Annotated in this window: 8 protein-coding genes; all 8 read left to right on the top strand. The window is 62.5% G+C overall.

All coding sequences use genetic code 11. The annotated features are described in order from the left end of the window. Positions 1-111: 111 nt before the first annotated feature. Genes ACP5E6_RS05810 through dnaE form a run of 8 tightly spaced genes read left to right on the top strand, consistent with a single transcriptional unit; the run spans position 112 to position 20,831 of the window. On the top strand, positions 112-3,261 hold the full coding sequence (locus tag ACP5E6_RS05810) for a maltotransferase domain-containing protein (RefSeq protein ID WP_427952746.1): 3,150 nt from the start codon (positions 112-114) through the stop codon (positions 3,259-3,261). Further along, a complete protein-coding gene (gene treS, locus ACP5E6_RS05815) occupies positions 3,258-6,584 on the top strand; it encodes a maltose alpha-D-glucosyltransferase (protein WP_427952748.1) in 3,327 nt (1,108 codons plus the stop codon). The genes ACP5E6_RS05810 and treS overlap by 4 nt, the downstream gene beginning before the upstream one ends. Then, on the top strand, positions 6,568-8,736 hold the full coding sequence (gene glgB / locus ACP5E6_RS05820) for a 1,4-alpha-glucan branching protein GlgB (protein WP_427952750.1): 2,169 nt from the start codon (positions 6,568-6,570) through the stop codon (positions 8,734-8,736). The genes treS and glgB overlap by 17 nt, the downstream gene beginning before the upstream one ends. After that, positions 8,736-10,847: a glycogen debranching protein GlgX gene (gene glgX, locus ACP5E6_RS05825; protein ID WP_427952752.1), complete on the top strand. Its 2,112-nt coding sequence runs from the start codon at positions 8,736-8,738 to the stop codon at positions 10,845-10,847. Before glgB ends, glgX begins: the two co-directional genes overlap by 1 nt. Next, on the top strand, positions 10,844-12,625 hold the full coding sequence (treZ, locus tag ACP5E6_RS05830; protein WP_427952754.1) for a malto-oligosyltrehalose trehalohydrolase: 1,782 nt from the start codon (positions 10,844-10,846) through the stop codon (positions 12,623-12,625). Before glgX ends, treZ begins: the two co-directional genes overlap by 4 nt. Then, positions 12,622-14,613 (top strand): 4-alpha-glucanotransferase, encoded by a 1,992-nt coding sequence (gene malQ, locus ACP5E6_RS05835; protein WP_427952756.1) that lies wholly within the window; start codon positions 12,622-12,624, stop codon positions 14,611-14,613. Before treZ ends, malQ begins: the two co-directional genes overlap by 4 nt. Then, positions 14,610-17,384 carry a malto-oligosyltrehalose synthase gene (gene treY / locus ACP5E6_RS05840; protein WP_427952758.1) on the top strand — a complete coding sequence of 925 codons (2,775 nt, stop codon included), beginning with the start codon at positions 14,610-14,612 and terminating at the stop codon, positions 17,382-17,384. The genes malQ and treY overlap by 4 nt, the downstream gene beginning before the upstream one ends. A 27-nt stretch (positions 17,385-17,411) precedes the next feature. Next, positions 17,412-20,831, top strand: a complete 3,420-nt coding sequence (gene dnaE / locus ACP5E6_RS05845) for a DNA polymerase III subunit alpha (RefSeq protein WP_427952760.1) — start codon at positions 17,412-17,414, stop codon at positions 20,829-20,831. Positions 20,832-20,838 lie beyond the last annotated feature (7 nt).

The raw sequence follows: 20,838 nt of genomic DNA on the forward strand, positions 1-20,838 counted from the left end.
TCACGATGCCCAATTAAATCCGGAGCCGCGCAGGAGGGATGTTGAGATATTTTTGGTGCCGGATCGCTCACACACTCCCGCCCGTCGCCGGCGATGGGGGGACTGCGCGGCATGGATGAACACGCCGCCATTCTGACCACGACCCGGACAAAGCCCGCCGGTGCCGTTCCCGTTACGGCGGGACATGGCCGGTCGCCGCCTTCGGCTCTCTATGAGGTTGACCTCGCCTCGACGGGCATGTTGGGCTGGGTGGCGACACTCGATCAGGCCGTCGCTCTGGGGTTTGACGGCGTTTTGCTGAAGTCGCCCTTTGCCACCAATGGCCCCGCGCACCGGTTCAATATTCTCGACCATGACTCGCTGCATGAGAGCCTGGGCGGCGGCGACGCCGAGACGATCCTGCGTCAATACGCCGCCGCCGCTCATGGGCGTGACCTGTCGTTTCTGTTGGAAATCTGTATCGATCGGATCGCGCCGGACGCCGCACTGGCCGCCTTGCACCCCGACTGGTTCGTTCACGCTGATGACGGAGCGGCATTTTGCTTCCTCTCCGAGGTCGATCCAGCGACCGAGTGGTGGTGCGAGCGGCTGGCGGCGTGGCAGGACCTCGGCATTGATGGGTTCCGCTGCGAGGCGGCGCACCGGGTGCCGGCGACAGTATGGGCTCGCTTGATCGCGGCCGCGCGCCAGACGGGCCCGGCCAGTTGCTTTGTCGCCTCGACATTCGGCGCCACCCCTCCTGATCTCGTTGGTCTCGAGCACTGCGGTTTTGATTTCGCCCTGACCTCGTCGTGCTGGTGGGATGGTGTCGCGCCCTGGATTGTCGATGATCTTGATCGCATCGGCATGATCGCTGCAGTGGCGACCCTGGCGGTGCCGCCGCATCATGCGGGGCCGGTGAGCGGGCGCGCGTTGAGCCTGGCCGGCTTCCTCGGGAATTTGTGGATTCTGAATGCATCGGCTGTGGGCGACCGGACTGAATTGATCGGCACGATCAACGAGGTCCGGCGGCAAAATCGCGCGTGTTTCGCGACGGTGGCGGCATTGGTGTCGCCGCCTGAATCGCCTGTCGCGGTAATCGCCCGGCTCGATCGCACCGGCGCGGGTCTCGTGTTCGTCATGGCTTCGGGTCACCGCACGGTTTCCGTGCCGCAGCTACGAACCTGGCTCGGTGATCGTTGTGGCGACCTCTCAGCGGCGATGGGTGCCGCCCCGGATCAGGTCGCATTCGAGGTCGATGACGAGGGGACGCTTTTGCTCCACGCCACATCGACGCGGCGCATTCTCTGCCCGGCATCTGCGAGGATATCCGGTCGGATAGCGATGAATGCGCCGCGCATCGCGATCGAAGCCGTATCGCCTTCGATTGCGGATGGACGATTTCCAATCAAGCGGATCGTGGGTGACGAAGTCACGGTCGCGGCCGACCTGATCTGCGATGGTCACGGCAGGCTGGCCGCGGATTTGCTCTGGCGCACCGCCGATGCGGCCGACTGGCACCGCGTGCCGATGGCGTTGACGACCAACGATCGCTGGGCCGCAACGCTCCAGCTCAGCCGGATGGGCCGCTATCACGCCGTAATCGAGGCGTGGATTGATCGCTACGGCGCGTTTGTCGATGAAATCAGCAAAAAAAATGCGGCCGGCCAGCCGGTTTCGCTCGAACTCATTGAGGGCACCCGTCTGGTCGAGGCCGCGGTTGCGGCGCGGGCGTCGTCGGAGACGGCGGCGCTCGAAGCTCTCTATGAACGTCTCACCGCGACACCAGAGGCTTCGCGTCTGCCGATCCTGATCGACCCGGCAACGATCGCTTTGATGCGCGATGCCGAACAGCGTCACGCGCTGCTGCGACTCGATCCGCCATTGATGATCGACGCCGAGTGCACGCGGGCGGGGTTCGCGAGCTGGTATGAACTGTTTCCGCGCAGCCAGAGCGGCACAGAGTCGCGGCACGGCACGTTCCATGATGTCATCGCGCAGCTCCCACGGATTCGCGCCATGGGGTTCGACGTATTGTATTTTCCGCCGATCCATCCGATCGGCGAGGTCAATCGCAAAGGTCGCAACAACAGCCTGGTCGCGAACGAAACCGATCCCGGCAGTCCCTACGCGATCGGCAGCGTGGCAGGCGGACATTGCGCCATTCATGCCGAATTGGGCGGATTTGATGAGTTCAGGCAATTGTTGGACGCCGCCGCGGCGCATGGCATCGAGATCGCGCTCGATTTTGCGATCCAATGCGCCCCGGATCATCCGTGGCTGCGTGAGCATCCCGAATGGTTCGATTGGCGTCCGGACGGCACGATCAGATACGCCGAAAATCCGCCCAAGAAATATGAGGATATCGTCAATGTCGATTTCTACGCCGATGGTTCGATGCCGTCGCTCTGGATCGCACTGCGCGACGTGGTGGCGTTTTGGGTGGACCACGGGGTCAAAATTTTTCGTGTCGACAATCCGCACACCAAACCGCTCCCGTTCTGGGCATGGCTGATCGATGACATTCGAGGGCACAATCCTGAAGTGATTTTCCTTGCCGAGGCATTCACGGCACCGAAATTGATGTATCGGCTTGCCAAGATTGGCTTTTCACAATCCTATACATACTTCACCTGGCGCAATACCGCGGCGGAACTCCGCGATTATCTGGTCGAGTTGACGACGACGGGGGTACGGGAATTCTTCCGGCCGAATTTCTTCGTCAACACGCCTGACATTAACCCGTTGTTCCTGCAGGGCTCCGGCCGTCCTGGCTTCCTGATCCGTGCTGCATTGGCGTCCACCCTGTCCGGCTTATGGGGCGTCTATAATGGTTTTGAACTTTGTGAAGCGCGGGCGTTGCCCGGAAGGGAGGAGTATCTTGACTCCGAGAAGTACCAGATCAGCGTCTGGGATCATAACAGGTCAGGGAATATCATCGCTGAAATCACCGCGCTCAACTGCATTCGCCGGCAGAACCCGGCGCTGCACAGCCATTTGGGGATCAGTTTTCTGCCGTGTTCCAATGAGCAGGTGCTCTGTTATGAAAAATCCAATGCCGATCGCAGCAACGTTATTCTCGTTGCGGTCAGCCTTGACCCCTTCACCCGCCAGATTGCCGAATTCGATCTGCCGCTTTGGCGGTTTGGCTTGAGCGATGATGCGTCGCTGCACGCCGCAGATCTTACCCGCGATGTCACTTTCGTCTGGCATGGCAAACGTCAGAGCGTCAGCCTCGATCCCCACGAGTTACCCTATTGCATCTGGCGGGTGCACCCATGAAACGCACAGCGAGGTTCACGGCGCCAACATTCGCCGACGCTGATCCGCTCTGGTACAAGGATGCGGTGATCTACCAGGTCCATGTCAAATCGTTTTTTGACAAAAATAACGACGGTGTTGGCGATTTCGCCGGTCTGATGGAGAAACTTGATTATATCGCCGAGCTTGGCGTCACGGCGATATGGTTGCTGCCATTCTATCCCTCGCCGCGTCGCGACGATGGTTACGACATCAGCGCCTACCGCGCGGTGCATCCGGAATTTGGCACGTTGGCCGATTTGCGCCATCTGATCGATGCCGCCCACCGGCGTGACATTCGTGTCATCACCGAACTTGTCATCAACCACACGTCCGATCAGCACCCCTGGTTCCAACGGGCGCGTAGAGCCAAGCCGGGCTCATCGGCGCGCAATTATTACGTCTGGTCGGACACCGATCACAAATACGATGGGACGCGCATTATTTTTCTGGATACCGAGAAATCGAACTGGACCTGGGATGCCACGGCCGGCGCCTATTACTGGCATCGGTTCTACAGTCATCAACCTGATCTCAATTTCGACAATCCGCGCGTTCTTCAGGAAGTTCTTGGTGTCATGCGGTTCTGGCTCGATCTTGGCGTCGATGGTTTACGGCTCGACGCGGTACCCTATCTGATCGAACGCGAGGGGACCAACAATGAAAATCTGCCCGAGACCCATGCTGTCCTGAAACAGATCAGAGCCGCGATGGATGCGCATGCGCCCGGTCGCATGTTGCTCGCCGAAGCCAATCAGTGGCCGGAGGATGCACAGCAATATTTCGGCGATGGCGATGAGTGTCACATGTCGTTTCATTTTCCGCTGATGCCGCGGATGTATATGGCGATCGCACAGGAGGACCGGTTTCCGATCACGGATATCATGCGTCAGACGCCGGCGATCCGCGATAGCTGCCAATGGGCGATTTTTCTGCGCAACCATGATGAACTGACCCTGGAAATGGTCACGGATTCCGAACGTGACTATCTGTGGGAAACCTACGCCGCCGATCGTCGTGCTCGCCTCAATCTCGGAATTCGCCGCCGTCTCGCCCCGTTGCTGGAACATGACCGGCGCCGGATCGAACTGATGAATGGTCTGTTGTTCTCGATGCCCGGCACGCCGGTGATCTATTATGGCGATGAAATCGGGATGGGTGACAATATCCACCTCGGCGATCGCGATGGCGTGCGCACGCCGATGCAATGGTCACCCGATCGCAACGGCGGCTTCTCCCGCGTCGATCCGGCTCAGCTCGTTCTGCCACCGATCATGGACCCGATCTATGGGTTTCAGGCGCTTAACGTCGAGGCGCAGGCCGCCGATCCCTATTCGCTGCTGAATTGGACGCGGCGGATGCTGGCCGTGCGCAAGCGCCATCGCGCCTTTGGCCGCGGCTCTCTGCGGTTTCTCTATCCGGGAAATCGCAAGGTTCTCGCTTATCTACGCGAACTCACCGATCCGGATGCGCGTGCCGAAACCATTTTATGCGTCTATAACCTGTCCCGCACGGCTCAGGCGGTGGAGCTGGATTTATCGGCGTTCGATCAGCGCATTCCGGTCGATCTGATCGGTGGTGCGCCGTTTCCGCCGGTGGGGTTGCTGCCCTACATGGTCACGCTGCCGCCGTTCGCGTTCTACTGGTTCAGCCTGGCAACCGAAGCGACGATGCCCGGCTGGCGGATCCAGCCCTCGGAGCCATTGCCGGAATTTGTCACCCTGGTGATGCGCAAGGGACTTGCCGACCTTCTGAACGCCGAGACCAGAACCATCCTCGAGACCGAGGCGCTGCCAAGCTATCTGGCCCGCCGCCGATGGTTCGCCGCCAAGGATCGCAAGATCGACGCCGCGAGGTTGGGCCAGGCCGACGTTCTCGGTGACGAGGCAGAAGCGGTGCTGCTCGCCGAGGTGAATGTTGAGCTTGGCGGTGATCGGCAAACCTATCAGCTTCCCCTCGCGATCAGCTGGGATGACGGCACGCCCACGCCGATGGTGCAGCAACTCGCACTGGCCCGGATCAGGCATCACCGCCGCATGGGCTATTTGACCGACGCGTTCGCGGTTGATGCGCTGCCCCGATTGATCATTGCCGGGCTCAAGGCGCGGAGCGTGATAGCTCTCACGGAGGGCCAGATCCGCTTTTTACCCACCGGCCTGATCGACCGCTTGCCGGATATGACGGACGCTGAAATTCGACGTTTTTCCGCCGAGCAATCGAATAGCTCGATGATTGTCGGGGATATCGCCATCGTCAAGGTGTTGCGCCGGATCGAGGCGGGGATTCACCCCGAGACCGAAATGACGCGATTCCTGACCGAGGCCGGATATGCCAACACACCGGCGCTACTTGGTGAAGTCACCCGCACCGATCACGCGGGGGGAAGCCGAACGCTCATCGTGGCGCAACGCTTCGTCCGGAATCAGGGCGATGCCTGGCAATGGACACTGGATTCACTGACACGCGCGGCCGATACCGCCATCCACGCCGATCTCGATGACGCCGGCGAGACAGACGCTCTGGCCGGTTACCTGCCCTTCGCGGCGGCCATCGGGCGTCGGCTTGCCGAGATGCACGCGATTCTGGCGACACCAGGAACCGCCCCCGCATTTGCGCCCGAACCGGTGGATGTCGCAGATATACGCGCGTGGTCCGAGGCGTGCCGCTGTCAACTCGGCCTGGCATGTGACGCCCTCGACCGCGCCCGGCATGCGTCCGGCGCCGCGACCATCGCAGTGATGGATCGACTGATGGATTGCCGATCTGAACTTGAAGCCATTATTCCGAAACTGTGTAATGCAGGGCTTGGAACAGTCAAAACCCGCATCCATGGCGATTTTCACCTTGGCCAGATTCTTGCGGCGCAGGGTGACGCCTATCTGATCGATTTCGAGGGTGAGCCCGCCAAAACCCTGGCGCAACGACGCGCCAAGGCATCGGCGCTGCGCGATGTCGCGGGATTGCTGCGCTCGTTCGATTACGCGGCCGCGACGGTTGCGCGCACCGCGCCAACCTCGACCGCACGCGCCGTCGAACGATGCCGCTCGCTGACGTCACATTTCGTCAAACACGCCGGCGCCAGCTTCATCGATGCGTATCAGGCGAGTGCGGCGAGTGCCGAGCATCCGTGGCTGTCGCCGGCGGCGTGGCATGATTTGCTCACCTTGTTCCTGATCGAGAAATCCGCCTATGAAATCTGTTATGAAGCGGCCAATCGCCCCGATTGGTTGATCATTCCGCTAACCGGCCTCGCGCGTTTGGCGACCCAGGTCACGACAGGAGCGAGCAATGCCGAGATTGGATGATTCTGGATTGGACGCGCTGGCCAACGCGACCCACGACGACCCCTTTGCCTGGCTTGGCCCCCACGACGGCGATGGCGGCGTGGTGGTGACGACGATCCAGCCCGGAGCGGTGAAAGTCGACCTCGTGACGTCACCGGACGTACCGCCCGTGCCGATGACGCGCATTCATCCCGCGGGGATTTTCCAGGGTATCCTGAGCGCGGCCCGGCGCTACAATCTCCGGATCGATTGGGGGCAAACGACGCAGACCATTGAAGATCCTTACCGGTTTTCACCGACCCTGTCCGATTATGATCTCTACCTGCTTGGTGAGGGGCGGCAACGACGCCTCGCCGATTGCCTGGGTGCGAATCAGATCACGGTGGACCATGTCGCAGGCGTCAGGTTTGCGGTGTGGGCGCCGAACGCCCGCAGGGTTTCGGTGGTTGGCTCGTTCAACAATTGGGATGGTCGCCGTCATCCAATGCGGCGCCATCACAATCTGGGGATCTGGGAGATCTTCATTCCCGGTATCGCCACCGGCAGTCTCTATAAATTTGAAATCCTGACGCAGGCCGGAGCCGTCGTGTTGAAGGCCGATCCGCTCGCTCGCCAGGTTCAGGGGCCACCCGAAACCGCCTCGATCGTCACCGACGCGGCAGCATTCACCTGGCACGACGAAGCGTGGATGAAGCAGCGCGATGGCCGGGCCGATCAGGCGCTGGCCATCTATGAGGTCCATGCGGCCTCATGGCGACGCCATCCCGATGGTCGCCCGTTCCTGTGGGGCGAGCTCGCCGATCATCTCATTCCCTATGTCGTCGATCTTGGGTTCACCCATATCGAGTTCATGCCGATCATGGCCCATCCGTTCGGCGGTTCCTGGGGCTATCAACCATTGTCGCAATTTGCGCCGATGCCCACGCTCGGCACACCGGCTGAATTCGCTGCCTTCGTGGATCGTTGCCATCAGGCCGGTCTCGGCGTGATTCTCGATTGGGTACCGGCCCATTTTCCGACCGACGGATTTGGTCTGATCCAGTTCGACGGTACGCCGCTTTACGAGCATGCCGACCCGCGCGAGGGGTTCCATCAGGATTGGAACACGCTGATCTTCAATTTGGGCCGCATTGAAGTGCGTAATTTTCTGATCGCCAGCGCGCTGTTCTGGCTGGAACGGTTTCATGTCGACGGCATCCGGGTCGATGCGGTGGCGTCAATGCTCTACCGGGACTACTCGCGCAAGGAGGGGGAATGGATCCCTAACCGGTTCGGCGGCCGCGAAAATCTCGAAGCGATCGATTTCTTGAGGGAATTATCGTCCGTCATCGAGCATGATTCGCCGAGCGCAATGTTGATCGCCGAGGAATCAACGGCCTGGCCGGGGGTCACCCGGCCGGTTGCCGAAAATGGGCTCGGCTTCACCCATAAATGGAACATGGGCTGGATGCATGACACGTTGCGCTATATCGAACAGGACCCGATCCATCGCCGCTATCATCACGACGACATGACCTTTGGTTTGATCTACGCGTTTTCGGAGAAATTCGTATTGCCGATCTCTCATGATGAAGTGGTCTATGGCAAACACGCGATGCTTGGAAAGATGCCCGGCGATAACTGGCAAAAATTCGCCAATCTGCGCGCGTATTTCGGTTTCATGTGGACTCAGCCAGGAAAAAAACTTCTCTTCATGGGGCAGGAATTTGGCCAGTCGGGCGAGTGGAACCACGACAGCGAGCTGGCTTGGGCCGAACTTGGCGCACCCGCCCATGCCGGCGTTCGAAGCCTGATCAGTGATCTCAATCGCCTCTACCGGTCCCAACCGGCATTGAGCGCCACCGATTTCAATCCCGAAGGGTTTCGCTGGGTGATCGGCGATGACCGCGCCCAGAGCGTACTCGCCTGGATACGACAGACCGGGGACGACAGCCAGACCATCCTTGTGCTCTGCAATTTCACCCCCGTGCCACGGGATCACTATCGTATCGGCGTGCCATCAGCAGGGCGCTGGATCGAAATGCTCAACACTGATTCCGGTCTCTACGGCGGATCGGACATGGGTAATCTCGGTGGTCTCGTGACGGAGGCGATCGGCGCGCATGGCATGCGGCAATCCCTCGTTGTGACGCTGCCGCCGCTCGGCGTGCTGATGTTTCGCAGGGATGCTTGATGCCGGTCTTGGGTGCGAAACTCGCCGCCGGCTCAAACCATCCGCTCGGCGCGACATGGGATGGTCTTGGCGTCAACTTCGCGGTCTTTTCGGCGAATGCCGATCGGATCGAATTATGTGTGTTCGACCGCGGTGGCCGGCGTGAAATCGCGCGCTACGACCTGCCTGAATGCACCGATGAAGTGTTTCACGGCTATTTGCCGGACGCATCGCCCGGTTTGATCTACGGCTACCGCGCGCATGGTCCGTATCAGCCTGAGCGCGGGCATCGGTTCAACCCGAACAAGCTGCTGCTCGATCCCTATGCGAAGGCGATGTTCGGCGACATTCAGTGGTCCGACACGTTGTTCGGCTACCGGGTCGGCGCGGCGCGGGCCGATCTGTCATTCGACCGACGCGACAGCGCCCTCGCCATGCCGAAATCGGTCGTGACCGATGACTATTTTGCCTGGGGGGATCATCGTCGACCGCGCCGGAGCTGGGACGAAACAATCATTTATGAGGCGCATCTTCGCGGTCTGACCCGAATTCACCCGGACATCCCGCCCGATCGTCAGGGCACGTTCGCAGGTTTGCGGGACCCGCGCATGCTCGATTATCTGGTTAAACTTGGCATCACCGCCATCGAACTCCTGCCGGTTCAGGCGTTTTTGCAAGACCGCTTCCTGGTCGAGCGAAAACTGACCAACTACTGGGGCTATTCGACGCTCGGTTTCTTCATGCCGCAGCCCGCCTATCTCGCCAATCCCGAGCAGGCCGGCCACGAAATTCGTGCAACGGTTCGGCGGCTGCACGAAGCGGGTATCGAGATCATTATGGACGTCGTTTACAACCATACCTGCGAGGGCAATGAAATGGGCCCGACGCTGAGTTGGCGTGGCCTCGACAATGCCAGCTATTACCGATTGGTTCCTGGTCAGGAGCGGCATTTCATCAACGATACCGGCTGCGGCAACACGCTGAACATCGGTCATCCGCGGGTATTGCAGATGGTGATGGACAGTCTGCGCCACTGGGCCGAAGCCTACCAGATCGATGGTTTCAGGTTCGACCTGGGAACGATTTTAGGCCGTGAGAGCGGCGGCTTCACGCCTGGGTCGGGTTTCTTCGACGCCGTTCGCCAGGATCCCGTTCTGTCGCAACTGAAATTGATTTCAGAGCCGTGGGATCTGGGGCCGGGCGGTTACCAGCTTGGCAATCACCCGCCGGGATTCTCGGAATGGAATGCGGCATTTCGCGATGGTGCGCGGCGTTTCTGGCGGGGCGACCGCTCACAGCGGCCCGAAATCGCCCGCCGCCTGATGGCCTCGCCGGATTTATTCGATCACCGCCGCCGCCGCCCCTGGGCGTCGGTCAATTTCATCACTGCCCATGATGGTTTCACCCTCCACGATCTCGTGACCTATGTGCAGCGGCACAACATCAAAAACGGCGAGAATAATCGCGATGGCAATGACAATAATATTTCATCGAACTGGGGTGTCGAGGGCGAAACCTCGGATCTCGGGATCAATATTATTCGTAATCGGGTAAAACGCGCGATGCTCGCGACTCTCTATGTGTCATATGGCGTGCCGATGCTTCTTGCGGGCGACGAGATCAACCAGACCCAACGCGGCAACAACAACGCCTATTGTCAGGACAACGAAATATCATGGATCGACTGGTCCGGCCTGGAGGATGGCACATCATCACCAATGTTGAATTTCGTCGCCCAGCTTGGCGAAATGCGCCGGCGATACCCGAGTTTGCGCAGCGCGATCTTTCGTCATGGTGTCGAGCTCATCGCGCCGGACGTCAATGATACGGCGTGGTTCGACGAGTTGGGGGTGCCGCTATCGAGTAGCGCGTGGGCGGACCCCAATGCCCAGCTACTCACGCTGCGGCGCGCGTCGCGCGAACCGGGCGGCGGCGACGTCACGATCGTGATGTTCAACGCGTCCGGCGAGGATCGTAATTTCGTCATTCCGACGCCGGTATTCGATTGGGTGATCGAGGTCGATACCGCGAATCCCGTGCATCAGCGCGCGCGTGTCGCCGAACCGTCGGTCCTCGTCGCGGCGCGATCGATCGTGGTGCTTGGCGCGACGATCGAGGAATCTGATCTATGAAAAAACCGGCCGCGTCCCCCCCCGATTTCGGCGCGCGGATACGCGCCGCGGATCGTGTGCAGTTCAACCTCTGGGCGCCGGACAGTTCATCGATCATGGTGGCGATCGATGGCCAGAAGCCGCTGCCAATGATCCCGGCAGAAGGTGGCCGCTTCACGCTTGAGGCCCCAGCCCGGCCAAGTTCGACTTACAATTTTATCACAAATGACGGCCGACGCGTAACCGATCCGGCATCGCGGTTGCAGGCCTCCGACGTGCACGATGCGAGCGTGGTGGTTGGCCCCGATTCCTATTCCTGGCACCATCCCGACTGGCCTGGTCGCCCCTGGCATGAGACCGTCCTCTACGAACTGCATCCCGGTGCGTGCGGCGGCTATGAAGGCATCGAGACCATGCTCCCCAGACTGGCTGATCTGGGCATCACCGCGATCGAATTGATGCCGATCGCGGATTTTCCAGGTCGGCATAACTGGGGTTATGACGGCGTTCTGCCCTACGCTCCCGATCGCGCCTATGGCACGCGCGATGCGCTGAAACATCTGATCGATGCGGCACATGGACGCGGCCTGATGGTTTTCCTTGATGTCGTCTATAATCATTTCGGCCCCGATGGTAATTATTTGGGACTCTACGCATCGAGTTTTTTCCGGGATGACATCAAAACCCCCTGGGGTAGCGCGATTGACTATAAAAAGCCGCAGGTACGATCTTTTTTTATTGAAAATGCGTTGTACTGGCTGAACGAGTTCCGCTTCGATGGCCTGCGCTTCGATGCCGTGCATGCCATCGGGGATAACGATTTCCTGTCAGACATGGCGCGCGAGATCAGAGCCGGCATCGCACCGCATCGCATGGTTCATCTTGTCCTGGAGAATGACGATAATAATGCGCAATTATTGCGAACGTCATCGGCCAGCCCGCTTTATGACGCACAATGGGCCGATGACACGCATCATTGCCTGCACGTCCTGTTGACCCATGAGAAAAGCGGCTATTACGAGGACTATGGCGATGCCGCGACACAATTGGCGCGCTGTCTGTCCAGCGGTTTCGCTTACCAGGGGGAGGTTTCGCAGCATCGTGACGGTGCGCGGCGCGGCACACGCAGCGATGCGCTGCCGCCCTCGGCATTCGTGGCGTTTTTGCAGAATCACGACCAGATCGGCAATCGCGCACTCGGTGAACGCCTGACGGTGCTGGCTGATCATCAGGCGTTGCGCGCGGCGATCCTGTTGTTGTTGTTGTCGCCTCAGATTCCGCTGATTTTCATGGGCGAGGAATATGGTGAAACGTCTCCGTTTCTCTATTTCACCGACCACAATGATGCCGCCCTCGCGGCTGCCGTGCGCGAGGGACGGCGGCAGGAGTTTTCGAAATTCGACGGCTTCCGAACCGAGGACGCGCAGCTTCAGATCCCGGACCCAAACGATCCCGCGACTTTCGCCGCTTCCGTGCCCTCCTTCGCGCAGGCCGATGTCGCACCGGGTTCGGCGTGGTTCGCGTTCTACCGCGCCCACATGCGCCTGCGGCATGATCTGATCATCCCGCGCATCGAAGGGGCGCGGTCCCAGGGCGCGGTCGCGCTGGCGCGCAGCGGTGTCCGCGCGGTCTGGCAAATGGGTGACGGAGCGGTGCTGACGATCGCCGCCAATTTCGGCAACGACCCGCTGCCCTGCGCGGCAGGTCCAGGGGCGATGATCGCGGCGTCACCGGCGGGAGCGGCAGTCCATGGCAGCATCGCCCCCCGCGCTGCGGTCGCCTGGCTCGCATCACCATGAGCGAGGAAGCCCTCTACGACCTGGCCGAACGGGCGGGTCTGTCGCGACGCTGGCACGATGTCTTCGGCACCGCGCATGACGTCACCCCAACCACGCTGCGTGCGCTATTGACGTCACTGGGGCATGACGCGTCCTCGGAAGCGGCGTGCCATGAGGCGATCGCGGTGATCGAGGCCGAGCGTCATCAACCGGCAAATTTGTTGACGGGAACAATCGGCGCCACAATTTCGCTCGCCCACCAGCCCGGTTCGGTGCGGATCATGCTCGATGATGGCACCGCCTACGACAGCTTCGCCGAGGACATCGGCGGCGGTCATGTCACCATTTCGGCGATCACGCGATCCGGCTACCATAAATTGCTCATCGGCGATCAGGTGATCGACCTCGCGATCGCGCCCGCTCGCGCGTTCACCATGCGCGATGCGTTGGACCGCCGCGGCCGCGGCGGGCGCGCCTGGGGGCTTGCGGTCCAGGTCTATGGTCTGGTGCGTGACCATGATGGTGGCATCGGGGATTTTGCGGCTCTGGCGCAATTTGCCGCTGATGCGGGACGGCGCGGCGCCGATGCCGTCGCGATCAGTCCGGTTCACGCGCTCTACGCCAGCGAACCCGGCCACTACGGCCCCTACGGCCCTTCGAGTCGCATCGCGCTCAACCCGGTCTATGCCGCGGTGGACTGCCCGCCCGCGCCCGACACGCCCGATGGCTTGATCGACTGGCGCGAATCAAGCCCGTTGCGCTACGGCGCCTTGCGCAGCGCGTTCGCGCGCGATCAGGACAATCCTGCATTCCTCGCGTATCAGAGCACCGCCCCCGCCGCGATCCATTTACATGCGCTGTTCGAGGCGCTGGTGGCGCATCAACGCGCGATCGGCGCGGGACGGGACTGGCGGCTCTGGTCCGAACCGCTGCGCGACCCGACCAGCGCGGAAGTCGCGCGCCTCGCCGCCGTGAACCGTGACGAACGCAATTTTCACCTCTACGCCCAGTGGCGCGCACGGACCGATCTGGCATGCGCGCAGCGCGCGGCCGTCGATTCCGGCATGGCGGTCGGGTTGATCGCTGATTTGGCGGTCGGCGCCGACCCGGCGGGCAGCGATGCCTGGAGTCGCCCGACCGAGGTTCTGCGCGGCGCCTCGGTGGGCGCGCCGCCGGATGAATTCAACCGGCGCGGGCAGAACTGGGGATTGACCGCGTTCTCACCACGCGGCTTGCGGCAGAGCGGTTTCTCGGCCCTGCGGGATATGCTGGTCTCGGCGCTGGAACCCACCGGCGGCGTCAGGATCGACCACGCCATGGGATTGTCGCGGCTGTGGGTGATCCCCGATGGCGGGGAGGCGAAGGATGGCTGTTATTTGCGCTATCCGTTCGACGATATCCGCCGGCTGGTCATTCTCGAGTCGCAACGTCACAGCGGTGTCGTCATCGCCGAAGATCTCGGCACGGTCCCGCAGGGATTTCGGGAATCGCTCGCCAGCAGCACGATCGCCGGCATGAGCATCCTGTGGTTCGAACGCCAGGGCGATCGGTTCATGCCGCCATCGACCTGGCGCGCCGATACCGTTGCGCTGACAACAACCCATGATCTGCCGACCGTGGCGGGCTGGTGGCGCGGCACCGACATCGCATGGCGCGACCGCCTCGGCATTGCCGGTGAGGATGCCGACAAGCGCGCGCATGACCGACATTGTCTATGGGGTTCCTGCATCGAGTCCGGGGCAGGGCAGGGGGCAATGCCCGATCCCGAGAACGCCGATGCCATCGCGGACGTCGTGGTTAACCACGTCGCCACCGCCTCATCCGATCTGGTCATCCTTCCGGTGGAGGACGCGCTGGCGCTGATCGAACAGCCGAATATCCCCGGCACCATCGATGAACACCCCAATTGGCGCCGCCGCCTCCCCGGCGTGGCGGGATCGATGCTTGATCAACCAGCGGTCGCGGCGAGGCTGTCGGCGCTCGATCAGCGACGCAAACACCCATCATGAAACCGGCGCCGCGCGCCACGCTGCGGCTGCAGTTCCACAAGGGTTTCACCCTCGACGACGGTGCATCCGTCATTCCCTACGCCGCCGCGCTCGGCATCAGTCATATCTATGCATCGCCGGTTCTCAAGGCGAGGCCGGGTTCGACCCATGGCTACGACATCGTCGATCATCATGCGATCAACCCGGAACTCGGCGGTGCGGATGCATTGCAGCGTCTCTCGGACGCCCTGCGCGCCCATGGCATGGGCCTGATCCTTGACATCGTGCCGAACCACATGGGCGTCGGCGGCGGCGATAATCTCTGGTGGATGGACGTGCTCGAATGGGGCCGCGCCAGCCCCTACGCCGAAGCGTTCGACATCGACTGGACCCCGCCCGACCCCGCGTTGCACGGCAAAATCATGGCCCCGTTTCTGGGCTTGTCCTACGGTGCCGCCCTGCGATCGGGCGAACTTCACCTCGCCTGCGATGCATCGGCGGGACGTATCGCGGTGGTGTATCACGAACATGTTTTCCCACTGTCGCCGGCGGGCATGGCCACCGTGCTCAGCGTGGCGCCGCGTCGTTTCGCCGAGGCCATCGCCCATTTCACCGGTGCCGCCGATCTGATCGAGCGGTCGGACGTCGCCCGCCCGCTGGCCGATACCGCGCGAGCCCGCCTGATCACGGCGCTGAAAACCCCGCACGGCCAGGCCGGCCTTGCCACCGCCTTGTCGCGCTTTGATCCCACGACGCCGGAAGGAGCGCATCGGCTGCATGAATTGCTCGAAACGCAGCATTATCGACTGACGTATTGGCGCGCCGCCGCCGATGAAATCAATTGGCGGCGATTTTTCGACATCAACACCCTCGCCGGCCTCCGCGCCGAAATCCCCTGGGTGTTCGATCAAAGCCATCGGTTGATCCTCGATCTTTTCGCCCGTGGCGTGATCGACGGGGTCAGGATCGATCATGTCGATGGTCTGGCCGATCCGCGCGCCTATTGCCGTAAACTGCGCCGCGCGCTCGTCGCCGCCGGCAAGTCCCGCCCGGCGTCCGCGGCGGCGGGCTCCCCCTATATCATCGTCGAGAAAATTCTGGCCCCCCATGAACGTCTGCGCGCCGACTGGTTGACCGACGGCACAACCGGCTATGATTTCATGAACGAGGTCGCGGGCGTGCTGCACGATCCCGATGGAGCCGATGTGCTGGGCGCATTGTGGCATCACCTGACCGGCCGCAGCGCCATGTTCGACCCTGAAGAACGCGAGGCCCGGCGCCAGGTGCTGCGGGATAATCTGACCAGTGAGTGGAACGGCACCGCCGCACTGCTTCACCGGCTTGCCGCGGCCGATCTGATGACTCGCGACATCTCGCTCACCGCGATTCGCCGTGCCCTTGCCGAATTGCTGGTGTATTTCCCGATTTATCGCATCTATGCCGGCGCCGCTGGCAGCACGAGCACCGATGAACAGACGATGGACTGGGCGTTGGCCCGTGCGCGGCGCGGCTTTCGCGTCGCCGATCGCGATCTGCTGCACCAGATCAGCCGCTGGCTGGCCGATCGTCCGCTGGCGCGCGAGCCTCTGGAAACGCGCGGTCTGCATCGGCGCGCCATGGTGCGGTTTCAACAGCTTTCAGCACCCGTCGCCGCGAAATCGGTCGAGGACACCGCGTTTTATCGTTACGGGCGGCTGCTGTCGCGCAACGAGGTCGGCAGCACGCCCGCGCAATTCGCCCTCAGCCCGGCGGCGTTTCATGCCGCACAGGTTCAACGGGCGGCGCTGCTGCCGCATGCGATGCTCGCCACCGCCACGCACGACCACAAGAGGGGCGAGGATACCCGCATGCGCCTCGCCGTGATCTCCGAGATTCCGGATGAATTCCAGGCGGCACTGGCCCGCTGGATGCGACTGAACGCGGGATTGACGCGTGACCTCGATTCCGGCCGCGCCCCCAGCGAGGCCGATGAAATCATGCTCTACCAGACCTTGATCGCCGCCTGGCCGCTGGGCGTCACGGCGGAACACGGCGGCGACTTCCATGGCCGCGTTTGGGGCTGGTGGGAAAAATCGATCCGCGAAGCCAAACTGCGCTCCGAATGGGCAGCCCCCGACGAAGCCTATGAAGACGCCTGCCGCCTCTTCCTCGACGGCGTGTTCGATCCGGCACGCGCGACCGCGACCTTGGGCGAGATCGCCGCCTTCGCCAACCGTATCGGCCCCGCCGGCGCGCTCAACGGGCTGGCGCAGGTGACGCTCAAATACACGGTCCCCGGCGTGCCCGATTTATACCAGGGCGCCGAATTCTGGGATCAGAGCCTGGTCGATCCGGACAATCGCCGTCCGGTCGATTTCACGTCGCGTGAAACCGCGTTGCGAACCGACGCGACGCCCTCGGTGGCGGCCTGGCAGGGCGGCGAGGTGAAGCAATCCATCATCGCCCGCCTCCTGGCCTGCCGAGCCGAGCACCCCGGCCTGTTCGCCGCAGGCGGTTACACCCCGCTCGACTCCAGCGGCGCTCACGCCCGCCATGGTCTGGCCTTCGCGCGCCGTCACAATGGCACCACGCTGATCGTCGCCGTATCCCGTCTCGCCACCGCATTGCTCGGCGACGCCGTGCAACCTCTGGTCCCGCCCGCAATCTGGGCCGATACCAAACTTATCCTGGGTGGTCTCGGCGCGGATCAATGGCATGATCGTCTGACCGGCGAGACCCTGACCACCAATGACGGCACCCTCCCGTTCGCCAGCCTGTTTGCCACTTTGCCGGTCGCGGTTCTGATCGCCTGAAATTCTGAAACGTGCTACCCAATCGCCATGCCGCATGCCGATTTCGTTCATCTTCGCGTCCACTCCGCCTATTCGCTCTCCGAAGGCGCGATCAAGCCCGATAAAATCGCAGCACTCGCCCAGTCGGAGTCGATGCCCGCAGTCGCCATGACCGACACGTCCAATCTGTTCGGCGCGATCGAGTTTTCCAAAGCGTGCATGGATAAGGGTGTGCAACCGATCATCGGCTGCCAGCTCTCGCTCGCCCGCGCGGACCAGCCGCGCCTGCCGCCCGATCCGCTGATCTTGCTGGCGAAGGATGCGGCGGGGTTCGACAATCTTTCAAAACTCTCATCGCGCAGCTTCCTCGATTCGGATGCGATGAACCGCCCGCAGATCGGGCTCGATGCCCTGCGCCAGCACCACGCGGGATTGATCCTGCTCACCGGCGGGCGGTTCGGCCCGTTGGGACGCATGCTGGGCGAGGGGCAGCGTGCCGAGGCGGAATCGCTGCTATCGATCCTCACCGAAACCTTCGGCGACCGCATCGCGATCGAGCTGGAACGCCACGGCCTGCCGGCCGAGCGCGCGATCGAGCCGGGGCTGATCCAGTTGGCGGAGGCGGCGGGTCTGCCGCTGGTCGCGACCAACGAGTGTTTCTTCGCCAAACAGGACATGCACGAAGCGCATGATGCGCTGCTCTGCATCGCGGAGGGGCGATTGCTGTCGGAGGCCGAACGTCGCCGGGTCACCACCGAGCACTGGTTCAAACCGGCCAGCGCGATGCGCGCGTTGTTCGCCGATCTGCCGGATGCCTGCGACAACACCATCCACATCGCGCGCCGCTGCGCCATCGCCGCACCCACCCGCAAGCCGCTGCTGCCGATCTGCCCGAAGGTTCGCCCCGGCAGCACCGAGGCCGAGACGTTGCGCGCGATGGCCCGCGAAGGTCTGGCCGCCCGCCTCGCCGCGATCGATGCCGATGCCGCGAGTGCCGCCCGTTATGCCGAACGGCTCGAATTCGAGCTGAACGTGATCGAGCAGATGGGGTTTCCCGGTTATTTCCTGATCGTGGCCGATTTCATCCAATGGGCGAAGGCGCAGGGCATTCCGGTCGGGCCGGGGCGCGGGTCCGGCGCCGGTTCGCTCGCCGCCTATTGCCTGCTGATCACCGATATCGACCCGATTCCGTTCAATCTGCTGTTCGAGCGTTTCCTCAATCCCGAGCGGGTGTCGATGCCGGATTTCGACATCGATTTCTGTCAGGAACGGCGTGACGAAGTGATCGACTACGTCAAGCGCGAATACGGCTCCGACCGCGTGGCCCAGATCATCACCTTCGGCAAGCTCCAGGCCCGTGCCGCGGTGCGCGATGTCGGGCGCGTGCTCGGCATGCCCTATGGTCAGGTCAACAAGGTCGCGGAAGCCACGCCGAACAACCCCGCCAAGCCGATCCCGCTGGCCGAGGCGATCGAGGCCGAGCCCCGCCTGCGCGAGATGCGCGACACCGACGATGCGATCCGTCGCCTGCTCGAAATCGCCCTCCAGGTCGAGGGTCTGTATCGCCACGCGAGCACCCACGCCGCCGGTGTGGTGATCGGGGATCGTCCGCTCGCCGATCTGGTGCCGCTCTACAAGGACCCGCGCTCGGACACGCTGATCACCCAGTATTCGATGAAATACATCGAGCTGACCGGTCTGGTGAAATTCGACTTTCTGGGCCTGACGACGCTGACGATTCTCGATCGCGCGGTGAAATTCCTCCGCGCGCTGGGCACCGAGATCGATCTGGCGCGCATCCCGCTCGATGATGTGAAAACCTACGAAATGCTCGCGCGCGGTGAGGCGGGCGGGGTATTCACCTTTGAAACCCAAGCGTTCCGCGACGTCCTGAAACAGATGCGCCCCGACCGGTTTGAAGATCTCATCGCGGCCCAGGCATTGGGCCGGCCAGGTCCAATGGCGAACATCCCGGCCTATTGCGCCCGCAAACACGGCGAAGCCTGGGAAGCGCCAGACCCTCTCCTCCAACCCCTGCTCGCCGAAACCTACGGCATCATGGTCTATCAGGAACAGGTGATGCAGATCGCCCAACTCATGGCCGGCTACAGCCTCGGCGCCGCCGATCTGCTGCGCCGCGCGATGGGCAAAAAAATTCGGGCTGAAATGGAAGCCCAACGCAAAATCTTTGTCGATGGCGCCGCGGCCAAAGGCTTCACCGAGGCCAAGGCGATCGAAGTGTTCGACCTGATGGCCAAATTTGCCGATTACGGCTTCAACAAATCCCACGCTGCCGCCTACGCCCTGGTCTCCTACCAGACCGCCTGGCTGCGCGCGAACCATCCGGCCGCGTTCATTGCCGCCTGCATGAGCCTGTCGCACACCAATCACGAAAAACTCGCCGCACTAAAGCAGGATGCGGTGCGGCTCGGGATTCCGATGCTGCCGCCCGATATCAATAAATCCGCCGCCGATTTCACCGTCGAACGTCAGCCGGATGGCGCGCTGGGCATCCGCTACGCCCTCGCCGCGATCAAGCGCGTCGGCGAAGGCGCGATGAACGATGTCGCCCGCATCCGCGCCGATCGCCCGTTCGCCGATCTGGCGGATTTCGCCACACGGGTCGAACCGAAATCGCTCAACAAGGCGCAGATCGAACAACTCGCCAAAGCCGGCGCGTTCGACCGGCTGGAGCCCAACCGCGCGCGCGTGATGGCCGGGGCCGAAACCCTGATCCGCCGCGCCCAGGCGGAGGCGGAAAACCGGGCATCGGGCCAGATCAGCATGTTTGCCACGGCGTCCACCCCCGAACCGCTGCAATTGCCCGAAACCCCGGCGTGGCCGGAGTTCGAGCGCCTCGGCCACGAGGCCGACGCGATCGGCTTTCACCTCACCGCCCATCCGCTCGATTCCTACGCCAATGTCCTCAAACGTCTCGGCGTGATCGCGTCGAACCGGATCGAGGCCACCGGCCGCGCCGGCATCACCCGCGCCAAACTCGCGGGGGCGGTGGTCGGGCGCAAGGAACGCATCACGCGCAGCGGCACCCGCATGGCGTGGGTCACATTGTCGGACCAGGCCGGCGGTTTCGAGGTGACGTTCTTTTCCGAGATTCTCGCCACATCGCGCGATCTGCTGGTCGAGGGCACCATGCTCCTCGTTACGGTCGAATTGCGGATGGACGGTGAAAGCCTGCGCATCACCGCGCTCGATGCCGAACCGCTCGACCGTGCCGCCGCCAATGCCGGTTCGGGTCTGCGCATCGTGATCGAACGGATCGAGGCGCTTGAAGCGCTGCGATCCCTGCTCGATCGCGAGGGCCGCGGCAAGGGCCGTGTCCTGGTCTCGCCCCGCGTCCAAAGCAACGCCAGACTCGACATCTCGCTGCCCGGTGGTTTCAACGTGTCGCCGCGCCTCGCCCAGGCGGTAAAGATGATCCAGGGCGTGGTCGAGGTGGCCGATCTTTAGAGCGATA

Source organism: Acidiphilium sp. (assembly GCF_049977125.1).
Taxonomy (GTDB): domain Bacteria; phylum Pseudomonadota; class Alphaproteobacteria; order Acetobacterales; family Acetobacteraceae; genus Acidiphilium.

What these genes read in the sequence shown, in the direction of transcription:
- ACP5E6_RS05810 (WP_427952746.1), top strand. Translation starts at nt 112, where the DNA reads ATGGATGAACACGCCGCCATTCTGACCACGACCCGGACAAAGCCCGCC.
- treS (WP_427952748.1), top strand. Translation starts at nt 3,258, where the DNA reads ATGAAACGCACAGCGAGGTTCACGGCGCCAACATTCGCCGACGCTGAT.
- glgB (WP_427952750.1), top strand. Translation starts at nt 6,568, where the DNA reads ATGCCGAGATTGGATGATTCTGGATTGGACGCGCTGGCCAACGCGACC.
- glgX (WP_427952752.1), top strand. Translation starts at nt 8,736, where the DNA reads ATGCCGGTCTTGGGTGCGAAACTCGCCGCCGGCTCAAACCATCCGCTC.
- treZ (WP_427952754.1), top strand. Translation starts at nt 10,844, where the DNA reads ATGAAAAAACCGGCCGCGTCCCCCCCCGATTTCGGCGCGCGGATACGC.
- malQ (WP_427952756.1), top strand. Translation starts at nt 12,622, where the DNA reads ATGAGCGAGGAAGCCCTCTACGACCTGGCCGAACGGGCGGGTCTGTCG.
- treY (WP_427952758.1), top strand. Translation starts at nt 14,610, where the DNA reads ATGAAACCGGCGCCGCGCGCCACGCTGCGGCTGCAGTTCCACAAGGGT.
- dnaE (WP_427952760.1), top strand. Translation starts at nt 17,412, where the DNA reads ATGCCGCATGCCGATTTCGTTCATCTTCGCGTCCACTCCGCCTATTCG.